At 67.4% G+C, this 18,019-nt stretch carries 21 protein-coding genes; 13 read left to right on the top strand and 8 right to left on the bottom strand.

The genetic code is table 11. The features are described 5' to 3' along the window. The first annotated feature begins 36 nt into the window (after positions 1 to 36). Complete coding sequence (locus tag L1088_RS04800) at positions 37 to 474, top strand: DUF2267 domain-containing protein (RefSeq protein ID WP_234553954.1); 438 nt, start codon at positions 37 to 39, stop codon at positions 472 to 474. A gap of 13 nt (positions 475 to 487) precedes the next feature. On the opposite strand, the gene L1088_RS04795 is transcribed toward L1088_RS04800, so the two are convergent. The 4 genes from L1088_RS04795 to L1088_RS04780 all read right to left on the bottom strand — a co-directional run bounded on the left by L1088_RS04795 (position 488) and on the right by L1088_RS04780 (position 3,692). Beyond that, positions 488 to 1,363 (bottom strand): phosphohydrolase, encoded by an 876-nt coding sequence (locus L1088_RS04795; protein ID WP_234553953.1) that lies wholly within the window; start codon positions 1,361 to 1,363, stop codon positions 488 to 490. A 132-nt stretch (positions 1,364 to 1,495) separates the two neighbouring features. Further along, the gene (locus tag L1088_RS04790) at positions 1,496 to 2,317 is read right to left on the bottom strand and encodes an enoyl-CoA hydratase/isomerase family protein (RefSeq protein ID WP_234553952.1); all 822 of its coding nucleotides are present in this window, start codon (positions 2,315 to 2,317) and stop codon (positions 1,496 to 1,498) included. A gap of 1 nt (position 2,318) precedes the next feature. Continuing rightward, on the bottom strand, positions 2,319 to 3,026 hold the full coding sequence (locus L1088_RS04785; protein WP_234553951.1) for a phosphorylase family protein: 708 nt from the start codon (positions 3,024 to 3,026) through the stop codon (positions 2,319 to 2,321). A 36-nt stretch (positions 3,027 to 3,062) separates the two neighbouring features. Next, a complete protein-coding gene (locus L1088_RS04780) occupies positions 3,063 to 3,692 on the bottom strand; it encodes an ABC transporter ATP-binding protein (protein WP_234553950.1) in 630 nt (209 codons plus the stop codon). A gap of 48 nt (positions 3,693 to 3,740) precedes the next feature. Here L1088_RS04780 and L1088_RS04775 point away from each other — a divergent pair, with 48 nt between their 5' ends. Both L1088_RS04775 and L1088_RS04770 read left to right on the top strand, forming a co-directional pair. Beyond that, entirely contained in the window at positions 3,741 to 4,388 is a 648-nt protein-coding gene (locus tag L1088_RS04775; protein ID WP_038045682.1) for a Crp/Fnr family transcriptional regulator, read from the top strand. Between the two features lie 12 nt (positions 4,389 to 4,400). Continuing rightward, on the top strand, positions 4,401 to 5,132 hold the full coding sequence (locus L1088_RS04770) for a 2-phosphosulfolactate phosphatase (RefSeq protein WP_234553949.1): 732 nt from the start codon (positions 4,401 to 4,403) through the stop codon (positions 5,130 to 5,132). Here the strand turns inward: L1088_RS04770 and L1088_RS04765 are convergent. Genes L1088_RS04765 through L1088_RS04750 form a run of 4 tightly spaced genes read right to left on the bottom strand, consistent with a single transcriptional unit; the run spans position 5,129 to position 8,868 of the window. Then, positions 5,129 to 6,055, bottom strand: a complete 927-nt coding sequence (locus tag L1088_RS04765) for an arsenic resistance protein (RefSeq protein WP_234553948.1) — start codon at positions 6,053 to 6,055, stop codon at positions 5,129 to 5,131. The genes L1088_RS04770 and L1088_RS04765 overlap by 4 nt on opposite strands. 7 nt (positions 6,056 to 6,062) lie before the next feature. Then, on the bottom strand, positions 6,063 to 7,373 hold the full coding sequence (locus L1088_RS04760; protein WP_234553947.1) for a dipeptidase: 1,311 nt from the start codon (positions 7,371 to 7,373) through the stop codon (positions 6,063 to 6,065). After that, positions 7,370 to 8,068: a heat shock protein transcriptional repressor HspR, fused homodimer type gene (gene hspR / locus L1088_RS04755; protein ID WP_038045668.1), complete on the bottom strand. Its 699-nt coding sequence runs from the start codon at positions 8,066 to 8,068 to the stop codon at positions 7,370 to 7,372. Before hspR ends, L1088_RS04760 begins: the two co-directional genes overlap by 4 nt. Positions 8,069 to 8,109: 41 nt before the next feature. Continuing rightward, entirely contained in the window at positions 8,110 to 8,868 is a 759-nt protein-coding gene (locus tag L1088_RS04750) for an IclR family transcriptional regulator (protein ID WP_234553946.1), read from the bottom strand. A 98-nt stretch (positions 8,869 to 8,966) separates the two neighbouring features. Here L1088_RS04750 and aceB point away from each other — a divergent pair, with 98 nt between their 5' ends. From aceB to hemW, 10 genes are all read left to right on the top strand, one after another. Further along, complete coding sequence (gene aceB / locus L1088_RS04745; protein WP_234553945.1) at positions 8,967 to 10,529, top strand: malate synthase A; 1,563 nt, start codon at positions 8,967 to 8,969, stop codon at positions 10,527 to 10,529. A 66-nt stretch (positions 10,530 to 10,595) separates the two neighbouring features. Beyond that, positions 10,596 to 11,999 (top strand): FAD-linked oxidase C-terminal domain-containing protein, encoded by a 1,404-nt coding sequence (locus tag L1088_RS04740; RefSeq protein WP_234553944.1) that lies wholly within the window; start codon positions 10,596 to 10,598, stop codon positions 11,997 to 11,999. Beyond that, positions 11,992 to 13,038, top strand: a complete 1,047-nt coding sequence (locus L1088_RS04735; RefSeq protein ID WP_234553943.1) for an FAD-binding protein — start codon at positions 11,992 to 11,994, stop codon at positions 13,036 to 13,038. Before L1088_RS04740 ends, L1088_RS04735 begins: the two co-directional genes overlap by 8 nt. Positions 13,039 to 13,042: 4 nt before the next feature. Further along, positions 13,043 to 14,305 carry a glycolate oxidase subunit GlcF gene (gene glcF / locus L1088_RS04730; RefSeq protein WP_234553942.1) on the top strand — a complete coding sequence of 421 codons (1,263 nt, stop codon included), beginning with the start codon at positions 13,043 to 13,045 and terminating at the stop codon, positions 14,303 to 14,305. 32 nt (positions 14,306 to 14,337) lie between these two features. Continuing rightward, complete coding sequence (locus tag L1088_RS04725; protein WP_135259930.1) at positions 14,338 to 14,583, top strand: type II toxin-antitoxin system VapB family antitoxin; 246 nt, start codon at positions 14,338 to 14,340, stop codon at positions 14,581 to 14,583. Continuing rightward, positions 14,584 to 14,970: a type II toxin-antitoxin system VapC family toxin gene (locus tag L1088_RS04720; protein ID WP_234553941.1), complete on the top strand. Its 387-nt coding sequence runs from the start codon at positions 14,584 to 14,586 to the stop codon at positions 14,968 to 14,970. Further along, complete coding sequence (locus L1088_RS04715; protein WP_234553940.1) at positions 14,967 to 16,187, top strand: glycerate kinase type-2 family protein; 1,221 nt, start codon at positions 14,967 to 14,969, stop codon at positions 16,185 to 16,187. The genes L1088_RS04720 and L1088_RS04715 overlap by 4 nt, the downstream gene beginning before the upstream one ends. Positions 16,188 to 16,191: 4 nt before the next feature. Next, positions 16,192 to 16,509, top strand: a complete 318-nt coding sequence (locus L1088_RS04710; RefSeq protein WP_234553939.1) for a nucleotidyltransferase domain-containing protein — start codon at positions 16,192 to 16,194, stop codon at positions 16,507 to 16,509. Then, complete coding sequence (locus L1088_RS04705; RefSeq protein ID WP_234553938.1) at positions 16,499 to 16,894, top strand: HEPN domain-containing protein; 396 nt, start codon at positions 16,499 to 16,501, stop codon at positions 16,892 to 16,894. Before L1088_RS04710 ends, L1088_RS04705 begins: the two co-directional genes overlap by 11 nt. Then, positions 16,887 to 18,011, top strand: coding sequence for a radical SAM family heme chaperone HemW (gene hemW / locus L1088_RS04700; protein WP_234553937.1), 1,125 nt, complete (start codon positions 16,887 to 16,889; stop codon positions 18,009 to 18,011). Before L1088_RS04705 ends, hemW begins: the two co-directional genes overlap by 8 nt. Positions 18,012 to 18,019 lie beyond the last annotated feature (8 nt).

Here is an 18,019-nt window from a genome sequence, read left to right as displayed (position 1 = left end):
CGCTCAAGTTATATGCTTTAAATAAGGGGTGAATGTATGAGCGCCACCGGTCTGGAGGTGTTCGATACCACCCTTCACAAGACCCATGCCTGGCTAAAGGCCGTCATGGAGGCCCTGGGCACTGAGGACCGCCACCGGGCCTACATGGCCCTGAGGGCCGTGCTCCACGCCCTCAGGGACCGCCTCACCGTGGAGGAGGCCGCCCAGCTGGCCGCGGGTCTACCCATGCTCCTTCGGGGCCTCTTCTACGAGGGCTGGGACCCCACGGACAAGCCCCTCAAGGAGCGGCACAAGGAGGACTTCCTGGCCCACGTGGCTCGGGAGCTCAAGACTCCCTCCGGCCCCGCCCTGGACCCCGAGGCCGCAGCGCGGGCGGTTTTCCGGGTCCTTAAGGAAAAGGTTTCGGAGGGGGAGGTCCAGGACGTGATGAACCTGCTCCCCAAGGAGGTCCGGGAGCTTTGGCCGCAGGGGTAAACCTCCCGGAGCCTCAGTCCAAGACGAAGCGGTCCTCGCTCTCATGGAGGCGCACCCGGTGGACGATGCGCTGGTCTTGGCTTCCGTTGCCCTCGGTCATGGCCACCACGCTGACGTAGGGCCGCAAGGGGCTTCGCAGCACCTTCTTGGTGAGGGTTTCCTCCACCTGGAAGATACCCGCGGAGTTGTTCATGGTGACCTGGATCTCCACGGGCACCTTTTCCCCTTTGAGGATGCGCACCTCGTCCACCGCCAGGGCGCTGATGGAGTGGATGTCGATGCTTCCCAGGGCAAAGGCCTTCCTTCCCCGTCCCTTGGTGATGTCGGTGCCGTCGGCCACGGCGGTGACCCCCGCTTCGATGGTCAGGGGCTCTGGGGAGAGGTCATGGCTATAGATGCCGTGGAGGATGAGGGCCCTTAGAGCGGTGCGCTGTTCGGGATCGGGGTAGATCTTCTCCAGAAGGCGGTTGAGAATGGGCAAGGCCAGGGTGACACCGAAGGCCTCGTGGTGTTCCCGGTGCACCTGGTTCCCCAAGTCGTGGAGCATGGTGGAGAGGAGCACCACCACGTAGGCGTCCTCCACCTCCCCCGCCCCCGACTCCACGGTGTCCAGCCGCACCCCGGCCTCGCTCAAGAGGGAGAGGATGGCCACGCTGGCCGCCCCCGTGAGGAGGGCGTGGACCCGGCCGTGGTCGTTGTAGCCCAGCTTGCGCATGGTGAGGTAGTTGGCCATGTTCCACCCAGCGCGGGCTTCCGGGTCTTGAATGAGGAGCTCGTAGGCCTTGAGCGCTTTGGGAAGGGACTTCAGGCGCTCGCGGATGGCCTGGTCGGCCTCCGCGTAGAGCTTGGCCTTGGGGCTGGCGACGTGAACCACGCGTTCTCCCGTCATGGGTACCTCCTACCTTACACCACCCCAGCGAGGAGAAGGAGCAACCCCACCAAGGCTACCCTTGGGCCATATCCGCCAACGGCCCAGGGGAAGGGAGTGCCGACCCCCCTGCTGGGGCCAGGTGGGGCGGCCCTACTCCCCCTTGAAGTTGGGGGGGCGCTTTTCCAAAAAGGCCTGTACCCCTTCCTTCATGTCCTGGGTGGCCGAGGCGTAGCCGAAGAGGTCGGCCTCGATCTCCAAGGCCTCCGCCAGATCCAACCCCTCTCCCCGCACCACGCTCTCCTTGGCCAGGGCCAGGGCGATGGGAGCGTTTTTCAGGATCTGCCGGGCGAGCCTTTTCGCCTCCTCGAGGGCGTCCTCCGCCACGCGGTTCACCAACCCCAAGGCGAGGGCTTCTTCCGCGGGCACGTGCCGCCCGGTGAAGATGAGGTCCAGGGCCCGCCCCCGCCCGATGAGGCGGGGAAGGCGCTGGGTGCCGCCGAAGCCAGGCATGAGGCCCAGACCCACCTCAGGCAGGCCCAGCTTGGCGCCCTTGGCGGCCACCCGCAGGTCGCAGGCCAGGGCCAGCTCCAGCCCGCCCCCCAGGGCGTAGCCGTTGATGGCGGCGATGGTGGGCAGGGGCAAGGCGGCGATCTCGGCGAAGACCTGCTGGCCTAAAAGGGCGTACTCCCGGGCCATGAAGGGGTCTTTGAGGGCGGCGATCTCCTTCAGGTCCGCCCCAGCGGCGAAGGCCTTCCCTTCCCCGGTGAAGATGACCACGCGGGCCTCGGGGTCTTGGTGGATGACCTCGGCCACCTCCGCCAGCTCCTGGAGAAGGTCTTGGGAAAGGGCGTTCAGGGCCTCCGGCCGCTTGAGGGTCACCAGGGCGATGCCCTCCTCCACCTCGTAGGCGAGGTGCTCAAACTCGGGGATCTCCAGGATGAACTCGTGTTCGTGGTCGTGCTCGTGGGCCATGCTACACCTCCAAAAGGGCCTCGAGGGCCACCTCCACCATACGCCGCACCCCCTCCTGCAACACCTCCGGGGGCGCCAGCTCCGGGTCGCCGATGCGGTTGGAAACGGCAAGGAGCGCACCCGCCTTTACCCCCCGCATCTTGCCTAGGAGGAAGAGGGCGCTGGCCTCCATCTCAAAGGCCAAGACGCCAAAACGGGCCCAGGCCTTGGCTCCTTCCGGGGTGGTGGCGTAGAAGGCGTCCTCCGTAGCCACCAGGCCCACGTGGTGGGGAAAGCCCTTCTCTTCCGCCTTCCGCCAAAGGGCCCGAAAGAGTTCGGCGTCGGGCACGGGAGCGTAGGGGCGGCCCTCCAGGTACTGCCGGGTAGCCCCGTCCAGGGGCACGGCCCCTTGGGCCACCACCAGGTCCCCCGGGGCCAGAGCTTCGTCCACCGCCCCGCAGGTGCCCACCCGCAGGAGAACCCGGGCCCCCAGGCTCACCAGCTCCTCGGCCACGATGCTGGCCGAGGGAGCCCCCATGCCCGTGGTCTGCACGGAGATGGGCACCCCCTTGTAGCGGCCCGTGAAGCCCAGGAGGCCCCGGTAGGAGGTGTAGAGCCTGGGTTCCTCCAAGAAGGTGGTGGCGATCCACTCCGCCCGCCCCGGGTCCCCGGGCAGGAGCACCCTTTCGGCCACGTCCCCTTTCTGCCCGCGCACGTGGATGGGGCTCATACCGCTCAATCTTACTTCACCCCCCTGGGAAGAGGGCTACAGCCACAGGGCGGGAAGCCCCTCTACCAGGGAGGCGTCGTGGGTGGAGAGGAGCAAGGCCGCCCCCACCTCCCGGGAAAGCTCCCGCATGAGTCCAAGCACCTCCCGGGCCTGGTGGCGGTCCAGGCTGGCGGTGGGTTCATCGGCCAGGAGGAGCCTGGGCTTGAGGTAAAGGGCCCTCGCCACCGCCACCCGCTGCCTTTCCCCGCCGGAAAGCCGCTGGGGCAGATAGTCCGCCCGCGCTGCCAGGCCTAGCCGTCCCAGGAGCCAAAGCCCAAACTCCCGGTCTACCCGTCCTGTCAGGTACCCCGGGGCGAGGACGTTTTCCAAGGCGGTGAGCTCGGGGAAGAGGAAGTGGTGCTGGAAGACCAGGCCCAGGAAGCGCAACCGCTTCCGGGCCAACTGCCCTTCCGAAAGCCCCCGGATGGCCTCCCCTTCCCAGTAGACCTCGCCCTCCTGCAAGGGCAGGAGGCCGGCCAAAAGGTGCAAGAGGGTGGTCTTGCCGCTCCCCGAAGGGCCCAAAACCGCCCACGCCTCTCCGGGAAGCACCCTTAAGGAAAGGGCCCGAAACAGATAGCCGTTCCCGTAGGTGAACCCTAGGTCTTTGGCCTCCAGCACCGGGCGCACCTCCTCATCCTCTAGGCAAAAGATGAAGGCTCGGTTAGAGTGGGACCGATGTCGCCCACCCTCTTCCAAGACCTGAGCCCCGAGGAAGCCCGCCTGGCGCGCTCTTACTTCCAGCCCCTCTTCTACCCCAAGGGCAAGCTGGTCTTTGAGCAGGGGGACCTGGGTCAGAGCCTTTACCTGGTGGAGCGAGGCCGGGTGCGGCTCTACCGCACCCACCTGGGAGGCCAGGAGAAGACCCTGGGCTTCCTGGGACCGGGGGGGGTTTTTGGGGAGATGAGCCTCCTGGACGCCTCGGAAAGGAGCGCCAGCGCCGTGGCCGAGGAGGATACCCTACTCCTCACCCTCCACCGGGAATCCTACTTCGGCCTCATCCGGCGCCTTCCCCTCTTCGCCCACAACCTGGCCCGCATCCTGGCCTACCGCCTGCGGGAGGCCAACCTGGAGCTGGACCTTTTGGCCTTTGAGGAAGCGCAGAGCCGGGTGGCCTACGCCCTCCTCAAGCTGGTGCGCCAAGGGTACGGGCTCAGGCTCCACCTGCGCCACCAGGACCTGGCGGCCCTGGCCGGGGCCAGCCGGGAAACCGTGACCCGGGTGCTCCACCAGCTGAAGGGGCAGGGCATCCTGCGGCTGGCCCCAGGGGAAGTGGAGGTTTTGGACGAGCGGCTTTTGGAGGAAGTGGCCTTCGGCCTAACCTGAGGAGGAAACCGCATGCGCCTGAAGGTGGACGTGCTGCCCACGGAAGAAGTGGCCTACCCGGACGTGGTTTTGGTGGTGGACGTGATCCGGGCCACCACCACCGCCACCTGCCTTTTGGAGGCCGGGGCGGAGGCCTTGTACCTGGTGGCGGGCCTCGAGGCCGCCCGGGCTTTCAAGGACCGGGACGTGCTCCTGGCAGGGGAGGTGGGGGGGCTAAAGCCCCCAGGGTTTGACCTGGGCAACTCCCCCCGGGAGGCCCTAGAGGCCCCGGTGGGGGGCAAGGTGGTGGTCCTGAGCACCACCAACGGCACCAAAGCCGCCCACGCGGCCGCCAAAACCGCCAAGCACGTCCTTTTGGCCTCCCTCTTTAACGCCCATGCCGCCGCCCGGCTGGCCCGGGAGCTGGCCGCGGAGGAGGTGGCCATCCTCTGCGCCGGCAAGGAGGGGCGGGTGGGGCTGGACGACCTCTACACCGCCGGGGTGCTGGCGGAGTACCTGGGGCTTTTGGGGGAGGTGGAGCCCGAGGACGGAGCCCGGATCGCCCTTTCCGTGAAGCGGGCCTACCAGGACCCCTTGGAGGCCCTCTCCCTCTCCGCGGCGGCCCAGGCCCTGAAGGCGGTGGGCCTCGAGGCCGACGTGCCCTTTTGCGCCCAGGTGGCCAAAAGCGCCGCCGTACCCATCCTCTCGGGCCGGGTGGGGGAGGCCCTCATCTTCAAGAAGGTCCACCCCGGGCAGGCGGGCTAAGGGAAAAGCCTAGGGACCAGCCGGACCGCCGCACCCATGCCCAAAAGCTCCACCAAGGCCTGAAAGACGATGACCAGGGGAGCGAGGGCCATCCCCTCTGGCAGGGCCAAGGCCAAGGGCAGGACCAGGAAGGAGTTGCGGGTGCCCAGGCTGAAGGCTAGCGTCCGCCCCGCCTTGGCCTCGAGGCGGAAGAGGCGGGCCAGGACCCAGGCCAGCCCCAGGGCCAGGAGTAGGTAGAGGGCGAAGACGCCCCCAAGCACCAGGAAAAGGGCGGGGAAACCAGCCAGGTGGCCCGCGTTGCCCAAGGCCACCAGGAAAACCACCAAGGCCAGGAGGGGCACGGGCCAGGAGGCGGTCTTGGCGGCGAGGTGGCGCCCAAGAGAGCGGACCTGGAGAAAAAGGGCGAGCAAAAGAGGGAAGAAAACCACCCAAGCCGCCTCCAACAACGAGGCCAGGGGCACGCCCCCTGGGCTTCCTCCGGAAAGGAGAAAGAGGTAGAGGGGAAGCAGGAGAAGCTGTAGGAAAAGGTTGAGGGGTGTGAGGACTAGGGCCCGGGCCACATCCCCCCGGCCCAGGTGGGCGAAGGCCAGAAACCAGTCCGTGCAGGGTACAAGGAGGACCAAGGCCACCCCCAGCCGGAGGCCCGGCTCCGGAGGGAGGAGCTGGAGAAGGGCGTAGACGAAAAGGGGCACGAGGAGAAAGTTGCCCACAAGCCCGGCAAGGAGGAAGGCCCGGTCGCGGAAAGCCTGCCGCAGGGCGAGGAGGGGCACCTGGAGAAAGGTGGCGAAGAGGAGGACCATAAGGGCAGGCCAGAGCAGGACCTCCCCCCACGGGGGAAGCCCCGGAACCCAGAACCCAAGCCCTGCCCCCAAAAAGGCTGCCACCAGGTACAGGGGCAACTGGAAACGCTCCAGGGCTGACACCCTTGGCCTAAGCCTCCGCCAGGAGCTCGTAGAAGCGCCTTATGACGGCGATGCCCTTCTCCAGGTTCACCAAGTCCAGCTTCTCGTTGGGGGCGTGGAGGTTGTCGTCGGGAAGCCCCAGGCCCAGGAGGACCACCGGCGCCCCCAGGGTTTCCTGGAGCTCCGCCACCACGGGGATGGTCCCGCCTTCCCGGGCGTAGACCGGCGGGCGGCCCCAGACCTCCTCCAAGGCCTTGGCCATAAGCCGCATGGGGGGGCTATGGGGATCGGTGAGGACGGGCTTACCCCCGTGAAGGCGGAGGACCTCCAAGGTGTAACCGGGTGGGCAAACCTCCCGCAGGTACGCCTCCGCCAGGGCCGCCACCTCCTCCGGGTCCTGATCCGGCACCAGGCGCATGGAGAGCTTCATCCCCGCCTCGGCGGGGATCACCGTCTTGGAGCCCTCGCCCTGGTAGCCGCCCCAGATGCCGTTGGGGTCCAGGGTGGGCCGGGCCCAAAGCCTTTCCAGCGGGGTGTAGCCCTCCTCCCCCGGCAGGACCTCCACCCCCAACTCCGCCTTCAGGACCGCCTCGTCCAAGGGGGGCCAGAGGCGGCGCTCCTCTTCCGCCACGGGGCGCACCCGGTCGTAGAAGCCAGGGATGAGGACCCTGCCGGTTCCCTCGTCCTTGAGCTTGGCCAAAAGCCAGCCCAGGGCCTGGATGGGGTTCGGGGCCACCCCACCGAAAGCCCCCGAGTGGAGGTCCCGCTTGGCCCCCTGGAGCCGCACCTCCAGGTAGGCCAGGCCCCTTAGGCCGTAGGTGAGGGTGGGGGTGAGGGGGGCGAACATGGCCCCATCGGAGATGAGAACCACGTCCGCCCTCAGCTTCTCCCGGTTCGCCCGGACAAAGGGCAGAAGGCTGGGGCTTCCGATCTCCTCTTCCCCCTCCACCAAGAACTTCACGTTCACCCGAGCAGAAAGACCCTCCAAGGCCGCCACGTGGGCCCAAAGCTGCCCCTTGTCGTCCGAGGCCCCCCGGGCGTAGACCCGCCCGTCCCGCAGGGTGGGGCTAAAAGGCGGGCTTTCCCAAAGCTCCAGGGGGTCCGGGGGCTGGACGTCGTAGTGGCCGTAGACCAGGACCGTGGGAGCGTTCTCGTCCAGGAGGCGCTCCGCATAGAGGATGGGGTGCAAGGGGGTTTCGTGGAGCTCGGTGCGGAAGCCCAGGGCTTGGAGCTTGGCCTCCAGCCACAAGGCCGCCTTGCGGACGTCTTCCTTGTGGGCCGGATCGGTGGAAACGGAAGGGATGGAAAGGAACTCCAGAAGGGGCTCTAAGGCGCTCACGCGCCCATACTACTCCCTTCCGGAAGCGCCCGGCCCTCTTCCAAAAGGAGGAGCTTGAGCCGGGCCACCTCGGCCTCGAAGCGGGCCTGCAGGGCCTCGAGCTCCGACCGCAGCCGCATGATCTCCTCCACCCCCGCCAGGTTCACCCCAAGCTCCTGCGTCAAGCGGCGGATCTCCCTAAGCCGCTCAATGTCCCGCTCCGAGTAGAGCCTGGTCTTCCCCGAAGACCGCTTCGGCCTGATGAGCCCCTTCCGCTCATACAGCCTCAGCGTCTGCGGGTGCATCTCCACCAGCTCCGCCGCCACAGAGATCACGTACACCGGACGGTCCTTGGGGGAGGGCTTCTCCGTCCCCCCCGGGGCGGGGAGGGCGCGGCGCTCCAGCTCCTCCAGGCGGGTGCCGATCTCCCGCTTGAGCCGGGCCACCTCGGCCTCGAAGCGGGCCTGCAGGGCCTCGAGCTCCGACCGCAGCCGCATGATCTCCTCCACCCCCGCCAGGTTCACCCCAAGCTCCTGCGTCAGGCGGCGGATCTCCCTAAGCCGCTCAATGTCCCGCTCCGAATAAAGCCTGGTCTTCCCCGAAGACCGCTTCGGCCTGATGAGCCCCTTCCGCTCATACAGCCTCAGCGTCTGCGGGTGCATCTCCACCAGCTCCGCCGCCACAGAGATCACGTACACCGGACGGTCCTTGTCCATGGCCCTTAGCTCCTCCCGCTAAACCCACCTAACCTTTCTCATTATACAGGGCCTGTAAAGCCAAGGCGCAAAGAAGCTCTCCAGGCCGCCTCCACCACCCGGGGAGCCAGCCGATGGGCCTCCTCCAGGGAGAGGCGGCTCGCGGGGGCCGAGAGGGAGATGGCCCCCACCACTTCCCCCCCCGGTCCAAAGACGGGCGCGGCCACGCACCGCACCCCAAGTTCCTTTTCCTCGTTGTCCAGGGCATAGCCCTGCCGGCGCACCCCAGCGAGCTCGCGCTCCAGAGCCTCTGGAGAGGTGAGGGTATGGGGGGTATAGGGGGTCAGGGGGAGGCCCTCGGGTACCCCCCGGAAGGCCAGGAGCACCTTTCCCACCCCGGTGGCGTGCAGGGGGGCCCGGGAACCCGGGGCGGTGAAGAGGCGCACCAGCTTGGTCCCCTCCGCCTGGTCCAGGTAAAGGGCCTCCATCCCCGCCAGCACCGCCAGGTTCACGCTCTCCCCCGTGGCCTGGGCCAGGGCCTCCATCTCGGGGCGCACGGCCTCCAAGAGGTTCTTGCGGAGGTAGGCCTGTCCCACGGTGAAGGCCCGGGGCCCCACCCGGTAGACCCCCCCCTCCTCCTCCACGAAACCCCGGCGGGCCAGGGTCTGAAGCAGGCGGTAAAGGGTGCTCCTGGAAAGCCCCGTGCGCTCGGCCAAGGGGGACAAACCCGCCTCCCCCAGCTCGCTCAAGACTTCCAGCACCCCAAGTCCCCGCTCCAGGGTCTTGACCTCCCCAGGACCTTTTCCTCTGGGTCTAGGCATAGACCCTAGGGTACCAGGCTCCCCAAGATTTTTCAATATACAAAAAAGCATTTTGCTTCTTGACAAACCTCCGCCCCCTCCCTTAGGCTCAGGCCACCATGAAGGGCGTGGAGATCACCAAGGACCATCCCCTCCTGGGGGAAGTGCTCACGGAAGAGGCCCTGAAGTTTGTGGTGGCCCTGCAGAGGGAGTTCGGTCCCGTGCGCAAGGCCCTCCTGGAGCGGCGGAAGGCGCTTTGGGCAAGGTACCAAGCAGGAGAGAAGCCGGATTTTCTGGAGGAGACCGCCTTTGTGCGGGGCGGGAGCTGGCAGGTGGCCGAGACCCCTCCCGACCTCCAGGACCGCCGGGTGGAGATCACCGGGCCCGTGGACCGCAAGATGATCATCAACGCCCTGAACTCCGGGGCCAAGGTCTTCATGGCCGACTTTGAAGACGCCCTCTCGCCCACCTGGGACAACGTCATCCAAGGGCAGAAGAACCTGTATGACGCTGTCCGGCGCCAGATCGACTTTGTGAGCCCCGAGGGGAAGGAGTACAAGCTCAAGGATAAGGTGGCCACCCTCCTTGTCCGGCCTCGAGGCTGGCACCTGGTGGAAAAGCACGTCTTGGTGGACGGGGAACCCATCTCGGCTAGCCTCTTTGACTTCGGGCTTTACTTCTTCCACAACGCCCACGAGCTCGTAAGGCGGGGAAGCGGTCCCTATTTTTACCTACCCAAGCTGGAAAGCCACCTGGAGGCCCGGCTGTGGAACAACGTGTTCAACTTCGCCCAGGACTACGTGGGCCTCCCCCGGGGGACCATCCGGGCCACGGTGCTCATCGAAACCATCCTGGCGGCCTTCGAGATGGAAGAGATCCTCTACGAGCTTAAAGAGCACGCCGCCGGGCTCAACGCCGGCCGCTGGGACTACATCTTCAGCTGCATCAAGAAGTTCGCCACCACCGCCCCCATCTTCCCCGACCGGGCCCAGGTCACCATGACCGTGCCCTTCATGAAGGCCTACACCGAACTTCTGGTGAAGTCCTGCCACCTCCACGGGGCCCACGCCATCGGCGGCATGGCCGCCTTCATCCCCAGCCGCAAGGACCCCGAGGTGAACGAAAGGGCCTTCCAGCAGGTGCGGGCGGACAAGGAGCGGGAAGCCTCCCAGGGATTTGACGGCACCTGGGTGGCCCACCCCGATCTGGTGCCCGTGGCCATGGAGGTCTTCGACCGCTACCTGGGGGATAGGCCCCACCAGAAGCACGTGAAGCGGGAGGACGTGCAGGTGGGGGCGGAGGACCTCCTGGACTTCCAGGTGCCCGGGGGCAAGGTGACGGAAGCGGGCCTCAGGAACAACGTCTCCGTGGCCCTCCAGTACCTGAACCAGTGGCTTCTCGGCAACGGGGCCGCGGCCATCTTCAACCTCATGGAGGACGCTGCCACCGCGGAGATTGCCCGAGCCCAGCTCTGGCAATGGGTGCACCGGGGGGCCACCTTGGAGGATGGGCGCACCATCACCCCGGAGCTTTACCAGCAGGTGAAGGAGGAGGAGCTGGCCAAGCTCGGGGGGCGGGAAGCGGGCCGCTACAAGGAGGCGGAGGAGATCCTGGACCGGCTGGTGCTCTCCCAGGAGTTCATCGAGTTCCTGACCCTGGTGGCCTACGACTACATCGACTAGCCCGGCATGCCAAGGGGCGGGCAGGGGCCTGCCCCTTGGCGTAAAGTGGGAGGCAAGGAGGCAGACATGGGGTTTTTGGAGGAGCTCAAGGCCCTCTTCCCCCCGGGGAGGGTTCTCACCCGGGAGGCGGAGCTCGCCCCCTACGAGTCGGACGCCCTCACCGCCTACCGCAAGCGCCCCCTGGCCGTGGTCCTGCCCGAGCGGAAGGAGGAGGTGGTGGAAGCGGTCAGGCTCTGCCACCGCTATGGTGTCCCCTTCGTGGCCCGGGGAAGCGGCACCAGCCTATCGGGGGGCTCTTTGCCCGTGGAGGGGGGCCTGGTCATCGCCCTCAACCGCATGAACCGCATCCTGCGCCTGGACCCCAAGGCCCGGATCGCTGTGGTGGAGCCCGGGGTGGTGAACCTGGAGGTGTCCAGGGCGGCGGCCCCTTACGGCCTCTACTACGCCCCTGATCCCAGCAGCCAGCCCATTTCCACCATTGGCGGCAACGTGGCCTTCAACTCCGGCGGGGCCCACTGCCTGAAGTACGGCATGACGGCGGGCCACGTGCTGGCCCTCGAGGCGGTCACCCCGGAAGGGGAGGTGGTGCGCCTGGGCGGGGAAGGCCTGGAGGGGGTTGGCCCTGACCTCGCGGGCTTTTTCGTGGGCACCGAGGGGCTTTTGGGGGTGGCCTTGGAGATCACCCTCAGGCTCCTCCCCAAACCCGAGGCCTACCACACCCTCCTGGCGGCTTACGGGAGCCTCGAGGCCGCCGGGAACGCCGTGAGCCAGGTGATCCGAAGCCGCCTCCTCCCCGGGGCCATGGAGATCATGGACCGCTTGGCCATCGAGGCCGCCGAGGCGGCGGTGAAGGCGGGCTACCCCCAGGCCGAAGCCCTCCTCATCGTGGAGCTGGAAGGCCCCAAGGAGGAGGTGGAGGAGGAAGCCAAACTCCTGGCCCAGGTGATCCAAGAAAGCGGGGCCACCGAGGTGCGCATCGCCCAAAGCGAAGCCGAGCGCCAGGCCATCTGGAAGGGGCGCAAGGCCGCCTTCAGCGCCGTGGGAAGGCTTTCCCCCGACTACATCGTCCAGGATGGGGTAGTGCCCCGAAGCCGCCTGGGGGAAGCCCTGAAGGAGATCGGAAGGCTTTCCCAGGAATACGGCCTTAGGGTGGCCAACGTCTTCCACGCGGGGGACGGGAACCTCCACCCCCTGGTCCTCTACGACGGCAAAAAACCCGGGGAGCTGGAGCGGGCGGAGGAGCTGGCGGGGGAGATCCTCAAGCTTTGCGTGCGCCTGGGAGGCTCCCTCACGGGGGAGCATGGGATTGGGGTGGAGAAGAAAGGCTACATGCCGGAGATGTTCGCAACAGAAGACCTCCTGGCCATGGAGCGGGTAAAAGAGGCCCTGGACCCCAAAGGCCTGGCCAACCGGGGGAAGGTCCTGCCGGAGCCCGGGGGACGCCCGGGCCTCGAGGAGGTCCATGGCTGAGCTTCGCGCCACCAGCTTAGCGGAGGTGCAGGAGGCGGTGCGCCTCCACCCCCGCCTGCGCCCCAGGGGAAGCGGGACCAAACCGGCCCTCTCCACCCCCCGGGAGGGGGAGGTGGCCTTGGACCTCTCGGGGCTCAAGGGCATCCTGGAGTACGAGCCCGAGGAGTTTGTCTTCACCGCCTACGCGGGCACCCCGGTAGAGGAGGTGGAGGCCGCCTTGCGGGCCCACGGCCAGTACCTGCCCTTCCACCCGCCCCTGGCGGGGAAGGGGGCTACTTTGGGGGGCACGGTGGCCGCGGGGCTTTCCGGCCCCATGCGGGAACGGTTTGGGGGCCTGAGGGACTTCATTCTGGGGGTGCGCTTCGTGGATGGGGAAGGAAGGGTGGTGCGGGGCGGGGGCAAGGTGGTGAAAAACGCCGCCGGCTTCCCCTTCCACCGCCTCATGGTTGGCTCCTTGGGGGCTTTTGGGGTCATGGTGGAGCTCTCCTTCAAGGTCTTCCCCCACCCCAGGGCCACGGCGACGCTTCGGGTGGCCTTGGGCGGCTTGGAAAAGGCCATGGCCGCCCTGGAGCGCCTTCGGGGCCTACCCTTGGACCTCCTGGCCCTGGACCTCCTCCCTCCCGCCACCTTGGAAGTCCGCCTGGGGGGGTTTCCCGGGAGCCTGGAAAGGCGCCTAAAGCGGCTCCAGGAGCTTTTGGGGCGGGAAGGGGAGGTCCTCCATGAGGACGAGGCCCACTGGGAAGGGGTGCGGGACCTCTCCTTCCTGGAGGGAAGCCCCGTCTGGGCCAAGGTGCCCTCCCGCCTGGACCTCATCCCCACCCTCGAGGGTCTACCCCTGGGGCCTAGGCGGTACATGGCGGGGGGGGAGCTCCTCTATGTCGGCCTGGAACCCGAAGGGCTCCACGCCCTGAGGCGGGCGGGGATTCCCCACCTGGTCCTGAAGGGTGCCGAGGAGGCCCTTTTCCCACCCCCACCCGAGGCCTTTTTCCGCAAGGTCAAAGGGGCCCTGGACCCCAAAGGCCGCTTTCCCTTAGGGTGAGAGCATGCAACACCGGATCCCCGTGGAAACGCTGGGCAAGGAAGGGGAGGTGATGGCCCACGCCATCGAGGCCTGCGTCCACTGCGGCTTCTGCCTCCCCACCTGCCCCACCTACCTGGTCCTGCAGGAGGAGATGGACTCCCCCCGGGGGCGCATCTTCCTCATGAAGGAGGTGCTGGAGGGAAGCCTCCCCCTGGAGGAAGCCCTCCCTTACCTCGACCGCTGCCTGGCCTGCCAGGCCTGCGTCACCGCCTGCCCCAGCGGCGTTCCCTACGGCGAGCTGATCGCCACCTTCCGCCTCCACACCGAGAAGGAGCGCCACCGCTACCCCCTGGAGCGGGTCTACCGCTTGGGGCTTCTCCGCACCCTCCCATACCCGGAGCGCTTCCGGCCCTTAGCGGAGCTTGGGGTGCGCCTCAAGCCCCTCCTGAAGCCCCTGCCCCTGCCCAAACCCCTGAAAGCCCCCCTGGCCCTCCTCCCCGACCGCTTGCCCGAAAAGGAAACCTACCAGGAGGTCTACCCCGCCAAGGGGGAAAGGCGGGCCAGGGTGGGGATCCTCCTAGGGTGCGCCCAGCAGGTCCTCAGGCCCTCCATCAACCGGGCCACCATCCGGGTGCTCCAGGAAAACGGGGTAGAGGTGGTGGCGGCCAAGGAGCAGGTCTGCTGCGGGGCCCTGAACCTGCACGCCGGGGACAAGGAGGGGGCGAAGCGCCTCGCCCGGCAGAACCTGCAGGTCTTCCGGGACGTGGACTTCGTGGTCACCAACGCCGCCGGATGCGGCTCGGGGATGAAGGAATATCCCCTCCTCTTCCTGGGTGAGCCCGAGGAGGAGGAGGCCAAGGCCTTGGCCGCCAAGGTCAAGGACCTGACCGTCCTCCTGGACGAGCTGGGCTTCCTGCCGCCCCCGCCCCCCAAACGCCCCTTGCGGGTGGCCTACCACGACGCCTGCCACCTGGCCCACGCCCAAGGGGTGCGGGAACCCCCAAGGCGCCTCCTGAAGGCGGCGGGGGTGGAGGTGCTGGAGCCCAGGGAATGGGAGATCTGCTGCGGCAGCGCCGGCACCTACAACCTCTTCCAGCCGGAGATCGCCGAGGCCCTGGGCCGGAGAAAAGCGGAGAACCTGAAGGCCACCGAGCCCGACCTGGTGGTCACGGGCAACATCGGCTGCCTCACCCAGATCCGGGCCTACCTGGACCAGGGCATCCCCGTGCTGCACACCGCGGAGCTCCTGGAGTTGCTCTATGACGGAAAGGACCCCGTGGATTGACGTAATGAAAATCGGGCATCTATGCTGAAACTATGCCTCTCACCATCCGCAACCGGGAAGTGGAGCGTTTGGCCAGCGAGGTGGCCCGCCTGACCGGCGAAACCAAGACCGAGGCGGTGCGCAAAGCCTTGGAGCTCCGCCTGGCCGAGCTGACCCGTAAGCGGCGCTCCGATCGGGTACTTCGCTTTCTGGAGGAGGAGGTGTGGCCCCAAATCCCTCCTGAGCTCTTGGGAAGGGGGGTCAGCAAGGAGGAGATGGACGAGCTCTGGGAGGGGTAGATGGTGGTGGATTCCTCCGTCCTCCTGGCCATCCTCTTCCAAGAAGAGGGGTACGAGGCCTTTCTCCAAGCCATCCAGGAGGCTCCCAAAACCACCGTGGGTGCGCCCACGTTGGTGGAAACCGCGGTGGCCTTTGGCCACCGGGTGGGCTTTGAGCGGGCCCATCTGGTGGAGAGATTGGTGGAGGAGCTAGGCCTCGAGGTCCTGCCCTTTACCAAGGAGCACTACCGGGAAGCGGTGAGAGCCTACGCCCGCTACGGCAAGGGCCGCCACCCCGCCGGGCTCAACCTCGGGGACTGCCTGAGCTACGCCGTGGCTCGGGTCGAGGGGGAACCCCTGCTCTATAAAGGGGAGGACTTCCGCAAAACCGACCTGGGGAAGGGATGAAGGAGCTTCTAGAGGCCGCCTTCCTCGAGGCCCTGCAAACCGCCCACCCCTACCGCCTCACGCAAAGGGCCCTCCCTCCCTGGAAGCCGGACCTGGTCCTGGCGGTGGGCAAGGGGGCGGCTTCCATGCTGAAGGCCGCCTTGGACCGCTACGGGGAGGTGCCCTACCACCTCACCCTGCCCAAGGGCCAAGGCGCCCTGGGCCTGAGGGCGGTCTTCGCCGGACATCCCCTGCCCGATGGGGAAAGCCTAAGGGCGGCCCAGGAGGTCCTGGAACTCCTCCAGGGGCTTTCCCCCAAGGCCCGGATCCTGGCCCTGGTCTCGGGCGGGGGAAGCGCCCTTTGGTGCCTGCCCCTGGGGATCTCCCTAGAGGAAAAGCAAGCCCTCACCCAAGGCCTCCTCCGAAGCGGGGCCAGCATCGGGGAGGTCAACGCCGTGCGCAAGCACCTCTCCCGGATCAAGGGAGGAAGGCTCCTCCTGGCCACCAGGGCCAGGGTCCACGCCCTCCTCCTCTCCGACGTGCCGGGGGACGACCCCAGCGTCATCGCCTCCGGGCCCTTCCACCCCGACCCCACCACCTACGCCGACGCCTTGGCCATCCTGGACCGCTACCGCCTGGGCCTCGAGGGGGCCCGGCGGGTGCTGGAGCGGGGGGCTAAGGGGGAGCTTCCGGAAACCCTCAAGCCCGGCCACCCCGCCCTAAGGCGGCTTTCCTGGCGGATGGCCGGGCGCAACCTGGACCTCCTGAAGGCCGCCCAGGGGTTCTTAAGGCGGCAAGGCTACCGGGCGGTGATCCTCTCCGACCGCTTCGGCGGCGAGGCCCGGGCCCTGGCCCGCTTCCACGCGGAGCTTTTGGAAACCATCCGCGCCCACGGGGTGCCCTTCCGAAAGCCCCTTTTCCTCCTCTCCGGCGGCGAGGCCCAGGTGCGGGTGGAGGGAAGGGGCCTCGGGGGAAGGAACCTGGAGTTCCTCCTGGCCCTTTACGCCCACCTGCAAAGGCCCCTTTACGCCCTGGCCGCAGACTCCGACGGGCTGGACGGGCCCTCGGGCGCGGCGGGGGCCCTCCTCACCCCGGAGGTCTGGGAGCTGGGCCTAGACCCCAGGCCCTTCCTGGCGGAGAACAACAGCCTGGGCTTTTTCCAGGAGGCGGGTACCCTCCTGAAGACCGGTCCCACCGGCACCAACCTCAACGACTTCCGCCTCCTCTTTGTAGACTAAAGGGGTGGAGTACCCGGAGCTGGCCCCGGTCCTCGAGGCCATCCTCAAAACCGTACCGGCCCAGAAGATCATCCTTTTCGGCAGCCGGGCCCGGGGAGAGGCCCGCCCGGAGAGCGACTACGACCTTCTCGTGGTGTTGCCTAGGGAAGTGGATAAACGCTCGGCGGCGCGGTGCCTTTACCTTGCCCTAGCCAAGGTACGTAAGGGTTTTGCCGTGGACCTGGTGGTAGCCCATCCAGAGGATCTAGAAAAGTACAAGGATGCTTGGATGACCATCTATCCCCAAGCCCTAAGGGAGGGGAGAACCCTTTATGCCGCTTGAACCCACAGACCCCTGGTCCTGGCTACGCCTTGCCCGAAGCGATCTGGCCTACGCCACCCAAACGCCTAAAGAAGCCCTGTTCGAGCCCTCCGCCTTCCTGGCGGAGCAGGCGGCGGAGAAAGCCCTAAAGGCTCTCCTCGTGGACAAGGGCGTTCCCTTCCCCAAAACCCATAATCTGGACTACCTCCTGGAACTTCTGGAGAGCACAGGCCTCCCTATTCCCGAGGCCATAAAGGAGGCCACCCTCCTCATGGAGTACACCCTCAGGGGCCGCTACCCCGCGGGGCTTCCCGAGCTCACCCGGGAGGAATGGGAAGAGGCCCTAGCGCTGGCCAGGCGGGTGGTGGCCTGGGTGGAAGCCCTCCTGTCCCAAGGCCATGGCTAGCCTCTACGTCCACGTCCCCTTCTGCCCCACCCTATGCCCCTACTGCGACTTCCACGTGGTGCGCCGGGCCCCAGGCTGGGTGGAAGCCTACCTGAAGCGCCTGAGGGAAGAAGCCCAAGGGCTTTACCTAAGCCATCCTGAGCCCCTCGCCACCCTCTACCTGGGCGGCGGCACCCCAAGTTTCCTGCGGGACCGGGAGCTTTTGGCCCTCTTCCAGGCCCTACCCTGGAGGCTGGAACGGGGGGCAGAGGTGACCCTCGAGGCCAACCCCGGCACCCTCAACCGGGAAAGGCTTGCCCTTCTCAAGGACCTCGGCGTCAACCGCCTCTCCTTGGGGGTCCAAAGCTTCCAAGAGGGCGTACTCAAGTTTCTGGGCCGGGCCCATGGGCGCAAGGGGGCCCTAAAGGCGGTGGAGCTGGCCTTGGAGGGGGGCTTCCGGGTTTCCCTAGACCTCATCCTGGGCCTGCCCATGCAGGACGTGGAACAGGACCTGGCCGAGGCCGCCGCCTTGGGGGTGGGGCACGTGTCCGCCTACACCCTGCAGGTGGAACGGGGCACCCCCTTCGCCCTTATGGGCCTGAAGGAGGACCCCGAGCGGGAGGCCTGGGCCATAGAGCGGGCGGAGGAAGTCCTGGGAGAAGCCGGTCTTCTGCGCTACGAGGTCTCCAACTTCGCCAGGCCCGGGGAAGAGGCCAGGCACAACCAGGTCTACTGGCAAAACGGCTTCTGGCTGGCCCTGGGCCCTGGGGCCACGGGCCAGTACCCGGGCGGGGGTTCGGCCTACGCCTTCCGGCGCACCCACCCCCCCCTCCCCCGCTGGCTTTTCGGGGAAGCGCCCAGGGAAGAAACCATCTCCCCCCTAGAGCACGCCAAGGAGAGCCTCATGCTGGGGCTGCGCCTGCGGGAAGGGTTGGACGTGGCCGAGGTGGAAAGGCGCGCGGGCCTTTCCCTCTGGCCCCTCCTGGAAGGCTCCGCCAGGAGCTTGGCCCAAGAGGGCTACCTGGAGGTGGAAGGCCACCGCCTGAAGCCCACCCGCAAGGCCTTCCCCTTGCTCCACGGGGTGGTGCTGAAGCTTTGGGAGGCCTTGGAACCCCTGGAAACCCAGGGTAAGCTTTGACCTGGACA

Origin of the sequence: Thermus caliditerrae (assembly GCF_021462525.1) — a bacterium.
Taxonomy (GTDB): domain Bacteria; phylum Deinococcota; class Deinococci; order Deinococcales; family Thermaceae; genus Thermus; species Thermus caliditerrae.
Note: the sequence above shows the minus strand (reverse complement) of the source record. Positions and strands in the feature narration are given on the sequence as shown.